Below are 5,340 nucleotides of genomic sequence, written 5' to 3'. Positions count from 1 at the left end.
TCGCGGTCCTCCCAGCATTCGAAGATGTTGGGGCAGCCGGCCTCCTGGCACACCGTGTGCAGGCCCTCGGACTTCACCAGGCCGGTGAGCTCGCGGTACTGCGGGCCCAGATGCGCGCGCACCCGCAGCCACTCCGGTTTGCGTTCGATCGGGACCTCGGCGTTGCGCGCCTCGATGCGCAGCAGCTTGCGCCCGGTCATGGTGCCTCCTCCTGGAGGGGGACGACGTCTCGGATGACGCGCGTACGCGCCACGACCTTGCCGCCGCGCAGGACGATCCGGTCCTCGCTCGCGGCGGCCACCGCCTCGTCCAGGTCCGCGGCCCGGATGGCCACGAGGTCGGCGGGGCTGCCGGGGGCGACGGCGACGGGCGGAAGGCCGAGGACGGCACGGGCCCGCGCGGTGACCGCGTCCCACGCGTCGGCGACGGGCAGATGCGCGGCGGCGACCAGGAGCGACGCGGTCTCGAACGGGTCGATGCGGCCGAGCGGGTTGAACGGGTCGCGCCAGTTGTCCCCGCCGCCCGCGACGAGGACCCCGGTCTCGCGCAGGGCCGCTACGGCGGTCAGCCCGCGCGGCGTGTGTGTGGGCCGGCCGCGGCCCTGCAGGTAGAGGTTGGTCTGCGGGAGCGTCACGACCGCGACGCCGGCATCGGCCAGCGCCCGGCAGACCTCACGGCAGGTCTCGGGGTCCTGCTGGCCGAGGCTGACGCAGTGCGAGGCCGTGGCGCGGCCGGAGAGCCCCCGGCCGGCGACCTCCTCGGCGAACAGCCGCAGCAGGAACATCTCCGGGTCGGTGGTCTCGTCGAGGTGCAGATCGACTGGGAGCCCTGCCTCGTCGGCCGCCGCGACCAGGATGCGCACGGCCGCTCGGGGGTTCAGGTCAAGTGCCGGGGCGCCGCCGACCACGTCGGCGCCCGCTTCGACGGCCTCCGCGAGCAGGCGCCGGTTGTGCCGTCCGAGCGCTCCGGAGACGGGGGCACCGGTCAGCGCGACCACTTGGAGGTCGATCAGTCCGGAGGCGCGTGCGCGCAGGTCCGTCAAGGCGCGCAGGGACCGGGTCCCGATGCCCTCGGTGACGTCGGCGTGCGTGCGCACGGCGGTGTAGCCGTGCGCCAGCGCGGTGCGCAGCGCCTCGGTGGCCCGGGTGCGCACGTCGGCCCCGTCCATCGTCGCGTAGGCGGCCCGGACGGCGTTGACCGCCCCGGTGAGGTCGCCGCTCGGGTTGGGTGCGCGGTGGGCCAGCAGCGCCTTGTCCAGATGCGCGTGCGGCTCCGCCGCGGCCGGCAGCAGCTGGTATCCGGCCAGGTCGAGACGGTCGGCGCCGGCGGCACGCGGGTCGGCGGCCGCCGCGGCTCCGAGCGCGGCGACGCGTCCGCCGGCGATCAGCACGTCGGCGGTGCCGCCGTCGCGGAGCGTGGCCCGCTCCAGGAGCAAGTGGTCGATCATTCCTGGCCTTACTGGCAAGATGTATGACATGTTCACAGTAACTGGACTGACCTGTGGAGGCAAGTAATGCGAGGTCTCAGCGGAACAAGGGTCCTGGTCACCGGGGCCGGCGGCGCCATCGGCCGGGCCGTGGTGCGCCGGTTGGCGGAGGAGGGGGCCGCCGTCGCGGGCCTGGACCTCAAGGCGCCGGACGTGGACGGACTGGCGTGCTCGATCGCCGCCGACGTCACGGCCGAGGCGGACATGGCGCGGGCGGCCGCCGCAGCGGCGGACGGGCTCGGCGGGGTGGACGGCCTGGTCGCGATGGCGGGGATCCAGGTGTCGGCGCCGACGCACGAACTGGACGTCGCCGCGTTCCGCGGCGTGCTGGAGGTGGGCGCGGTCGGCACCTTCCTCGCGGTGAGGTCGGTCCTGCCCGGGATGCTGGCGCAGGGCGCCGGGCGCATCGTGACCTTCGGCTCCACCGCGTCGGTCTGCGCGGCGCCGCGGCTCGCGGCCTACGCGGCCGCCAAGGGGGCGGTGCTCCAGTTCACCCGCTCGGTCGCGGTCGAGTACGCCGACCGCGGCATCCGGGCCAACTGCGTGTGCCCGGGCGGAGTGCGGACGCCCATGCTCACGGCGATCGACGCCGCGCGGACCGGCCCCGACCACTTCAAGGAGGGGCATCCGATCGGCCGCTACGCGGATCCGGCGGAGATCGCGGCGGTGGTGTCGTTCCTGCTCTCGGACGAGTCGTCGTTCATGCTCGGCGCGGCGGTCATGGCGGACGGCGGCTATTCGGCCACCTGAGCCGGGTGACAACGTGACATATCAGTCATAACATGTATGACCAGTTGCCCGACGGAAAGGACGCCATGACGCAAGCGACCAGAGAGGGGGGCCTCCACCTCCTCGAACAGATGATCCTCATCCGCAGATTCGAGGAGAAGGCGGCGCGGCAGCGGGCCGGGGGCCTCATCCCCGGCTTCCTGCACCCCTACATCGGCCAGGAGGCGGTGGCGGTCGGCGTGTGCGCGGCCCTCGCCCCGCAGGACGTGCTGACCTCCACCCACCGCGGGCACGGCCACATGCTCGCCCGCGGCGCCGACCCGGCCCGGATGTACGCCGAGCTGTTCGGACGCACCGCGGGCTACAACCGCGGCAAGGGCGGCTCGCTGCACATGATCGACGTGGAGCTGGGCTTCCTCGGCGCCAACGGCATCGTGGCCGGCGGCATCCCGCTGGCCACCGGCGCGGCGCTGCAGCTCAAGCGGCGCGGCTCGGACGGTCTCGCTGTCACCTTCTTCGGGGACGGCGCGTCCAACGAGGGAGCCTTCCACGAGTCGCTGAACCTGGCGGCGCTGTGGCGGCTGCCGGTGCTGTTCGTCTGCGAGAACAACCTCTACGGCGAGTTCACCCGGCAGGACCGCCACCAGGTGATCAGCGACGTGGCCGACCGCGCCGCCTCCTACGGGATGGCCGGGGTCGTGGTGGACGGCAACGACGTGGACGCCGTCCGCGCCGCCACCGCCGAGGCCGTCGCCCGGGCCCGCGCCGGCGAGGGGCCGACCTTGATCGAGGCCAAGACGTACCGGCACCGCGGCCACTTCGAGGGCGACATGGCCCGCTACCGGCCCAGGGACGAGGTCGCGCACTGGATGGCGCGCGACCCGATCGAACTGCTGGCGGCCGCGCTCGTCGCCGACCTGGGCGCGACCGAGGAGGACGTGGCCGGGGTGCGCGAGGCCGTCGAGACGCGGCTGGACGAGGCCATCGCCTGGGCGGCCGAGCAGGAGCATCCCCGGCCCGAGGACGCCCTGGACCATGTGTACGTCGACTCGCTCGGAGGGGCGGCGCTGCGATGACCAAGTTCACTTATGCGGACGCGATCCGGCAGGCCATCGCCGAGGAGATGGAGCGCGACCCGGCCGTCTTCCTCATCGGCGAGGACGTCGGCGAGCCGGGCGGCGTCTTCGGCGTCACCAAGGGCCTGTGGGACCGGTTCGGCCCCGATCGACTGTGGGACACCCCGATCTCGGAGGAGGCCATTGTCGGCGCCGCGGTCGGCGCCGCGCTCGTCGGCGCCCGCCCGATCGCCGAGATCATGTTCGGCGACTTCGTGACGCTGGCGATGGACATGATCGTCAACCAGGCGGCCAAGACCCACTACATGACCGGCGGCCGGCTGTCCGCGCCGATGGTCGTACGGATGGTCACCGGCACGTCCGGATCGACCGCCGCCCAGCACTCCCAGTCGCTGGAGTCGTGGTTCGTCAACGTGCCGGGCCTCAAGGTCGTGGCCCCCTCCACGCCGCACGACGCCAAGGGCCTGCTCAGGCAGGCGATCCGGGACCCCGATCCGGTGATCTTCTTCGAGCACAAGCAGCAGTACGGCGGCCGCGGCGGTCCGCCCGGCGACGTCGTGGAGGTCGAGCCGATCCCGTTCGGCACCGGCCGGTTGCACCGCGAGGGCACCGACGTGACGATCGTGTCCTACCTCAAGACGCGCGAGCACGCCTCGGCCGCCGCCGAGACCCTGGCGGAAGAGGGGATCTCGTGCGAGGTGTTCGACCCGCGCACGCTCGTCCCGTTCGACCGCGCGGGCCTGCGCGCCTCGATCGCCAAGACCGGACGCCTGCTGATCGCGCACGAGGCGCCGACCCGCGGTGGCTTCGGCGCCGAGATCGCGGCCTGGGCAGCGGAGGAGTGCCACGAGCTGCTGCGCGCCCCGGTCGCGCGGGTGGGCGCGCTCAACACGCCCGTCCCGTACGCCCCGGTACTGGAGAACCACACGCTGCCCGGCGCGGACCGGATCGCCGCGACCGTCCGCCGGCTGCTGGACAAGGAGGGAGACCGCTGATGGCCGAGACCTACCCGATGCCCAAGTGGGGGCTGTCGATGGAAGAGGGCGTCATCTCCGAATGGCAGGTCGAGCCCGGCCAACCGGTGGCCGAGGGGCAGGTGCTGGCCACGGTCGAGACCGACAAGATCGAGGTCGAGCTGGAGGCTCCGGTGGACGGTGTGTTCGCCAAGGCCCTGGCCGCCGAGGGGGAGGAGGTCGCGGTCGGCGCGCCGGTGATGGTGATCGCCGGCGACCAGGCCGACTACGAGGCCTTCGCCGCGGGTTCGTGACACGACCGCGGAAGGCGGCGATCGTGGCCGGCCTCCAGGCCGGTACGTGGGTGAGCGCCACCCACCAGATCCGGGAGCAGCTCCTGCGCGGCATCCGGCAGGGCGAGCTGGCGCCGGGTTCGGCGCTGCCGTCCGAGCGGGAGCTGTGCGAGGTGTTCGGGGTGAGCCGCGTCAGCGTCCGCGAGGCCATCGCGGGCCTGGAGGCGATGGGACTGGTCAGCGTCCGGCACGGGCGCGGGACGTTCGTGCGCGAGGGCACCGCCGCCCGCTACGAGGACTCGTTCGGCCGCTACCTGCAGCTTCACCGCGCCCAGCTGGTGGAGCTGCTGGCCGTGCGGGGCGCGCTCGACCGGCTCGCCGCGCAGGAGGCCGCCGTGAACGGCCGGCCCGAGCACGTGGAGCGGATAGTCCGGGCGCACCGGGCCTTCCTGGACGCGGCCGCCGCGCCGCGCCCGGAGTTCGACCGGATCGCCGAGCTGGACGTGGCGTTCCACGTGGCGGTGGCGTCGCCCGGGGCGGGCGGACTGCTCCCCGTGCTGCTGACCGACCTGCACGGGCTGCTCACCGAGTCGCGGCTGATCACGCTGGCCCGGCCCGGGCAGCCGGCCCGGTCCGCGGCCGAGCACCAGGCGATCGTCGACGCCGTCGTCGCGGGCGACGCCGCGGAGGCGGGACGGCGCGCGGACGAGCACGTCGCGCGCGTCCGCCGGTGGATCTCGGGCTTTCGCGCCCCGGCATCCGGCTGACATGCGAAGGAGGAGGGGCACCCGGCCGGGCGCCCC

General features: G+C 73.8%; 6 protein-coding genes and 1 pseudogene. 5 read left to right on the top strand and 2 right to left on the bottom strand.

What is annotated here, in order from left to right; translation table 11 throughout:
- Together AB0C69_RS37440 and AB0C69_RS37435 are read right to left on the bottom strand one after the other, a co-directional pair.
- Nucleotides 1-200, bottom strand: a pseudogene (locus AB0C69_RS37440) (lipoyl synthase); the annotation flags it as partial.
- Complete coding sequence (locus AB0C69_RS37435) at nucleotides 197-1,447, bottom strand: amidohydrolase family protein (RefSeq protein WP_360360469.1); 1,251 nt, start codon at nucleotides 1,445-1,447, stop codon at nucleotides 197-199. The gene AB0C69_RS37435 and the pseudogene AB0C69_RS37440, both read right to left, overlap by 4 nt.
- Before the next feature lie 66 nt (nucleotides 1,448-1,513).
- Between AB0C69_RS37435 and AB0C69_RS37430 the strand changes: the two genes are divergently transcribed.
- The 5 genes from AB0C69_RS37430 to AB0C69_RS37410 all read left to right on the top strand — a co-directional run bounded on the left by AB0C69_RS37430 (nucleotide 1,514) and on the right by AB0C69_RS37410 (nucleotide 5,304).
- On the top strand, nucleotides 1,514-2,236 hold the full coding sequence (locus tag AB0C69_RS37430; RefSeq protein WP_360360466.1) for an SDR family oxidoreductase: 723 nt from the start codon (nucleotides 1,514-1,516) through the stop codon (nucleotides 2,234-2,236).
- Nucleotides 2,237-2,301: 65 nt separating this feature from the next.
- Nucleotides 2,302-3,291 (top strand): thiamine pyrophosphate-dependent dehydrogenase E1 component subunit alpha, encoded by a 990-nt coding sequence (locus tag AB0C69_RS37425; protein WP_360360463.1) that lies wholly within the window; start codon nucleotides 2,302-2,304, stop codon nucleotides 3,289-3,291.
- Complete coding sequence (locus AB0C69_RS37420) at nucleotides 3,288-4,286, top strand: alpha-ketoacid dehydrogenase subunit beta (RefSeq protein ID WP_360360460.1); 999 nt, start codon at nucleotides 3,288-3,290, stop codon at nucleotides 4,284-4,286. The genes AB0C69_RS37425 and AB0C69_RS37420 overlap by 4 nt, the downstream gene beginning before the upstream one ends.
- Nucleotides 4,286-4,558: a lipoyl domain-containing protein gene (locus AB0C69_RS37415; protein ID WP_360360457.1), complete on the top strand. Its 273-nt coding sequence runs from the start codon at nucleotides 4,286-4,288 to the stop codon at nucleotides 4,556-4,558. Before AB0C69_RS37420 ends, AB0C69_RS37415 begins: the two co-directional genes overlap by 1 nt.
- The gene (locus AB0C69_RS37410) at nucleotides 4,555-5,304 is read left to right on the top strand and encodes a GntR family transcriptional regulator (protein WP_360360454.1); all 750 of its coding nucleotides are present in this window, start codon (nucleotides 4,555-4,557) and stop codon (nucleotides 5,302-5,304) included. Before AB0C69_RS37415 ends, AB0C69_RS37410 begins: the two co-directional genes overlap by 4 nt.
- Nucleotides 5,305-5,340: the final 36 nt, after the last annotated feature.

The organism is Actinomadura sp. NPDC048032, assembly GCF_040653175.1.
Lineage (GTDB): Bacteria > Actinomycetota > Actinomycetes > Streptosporangiales > Streptosporangiaceae > Spirillospora > Spirillospora verrucosospora.
Note: the sequence above shows the minus strand (reverse complement) of the source record. Positions and strands in the feature narration are given on the sequence as shown.

Coding starts and splice junctions, on each gene's coding strand:
- AB0C69_RS37420 (WP_360360460.1), top strand. CDS start 3,288: ATGACCAAGTTCACTTATGCGGACGCGATCCGGCAGGCCATCGCCGAG.
- AB0C69_RS37430 (WP_360360466.1), top strand. CDS start 1,514: ATGCGAGGTCTCAGCGGAACAAGGGTCCTGGTCACCGGGGCCGGCGGC.
- AB0C69_RS37425 (WP_360360463.1), top strand. CDS start 2,302: ATGACGCAAGCGACCAGAGAGGGGGGCCTCCACCTCCTCGAACAGATG.
- AB0C69_RS37435 (WP_360360469.1), bottom strand. CDS start 1,447: ATGATCGACCACTTGCTCCTGGAGCGGGCCACGCTCCGCGACGGCGGC.
- AB0C69_RS37415 (WP_360360457.1), top strand. CDS start 4,286: ATGGCCGAGACCTACCCGATGCCCAAGTGGGGGCTGTCGATGGAAGAG.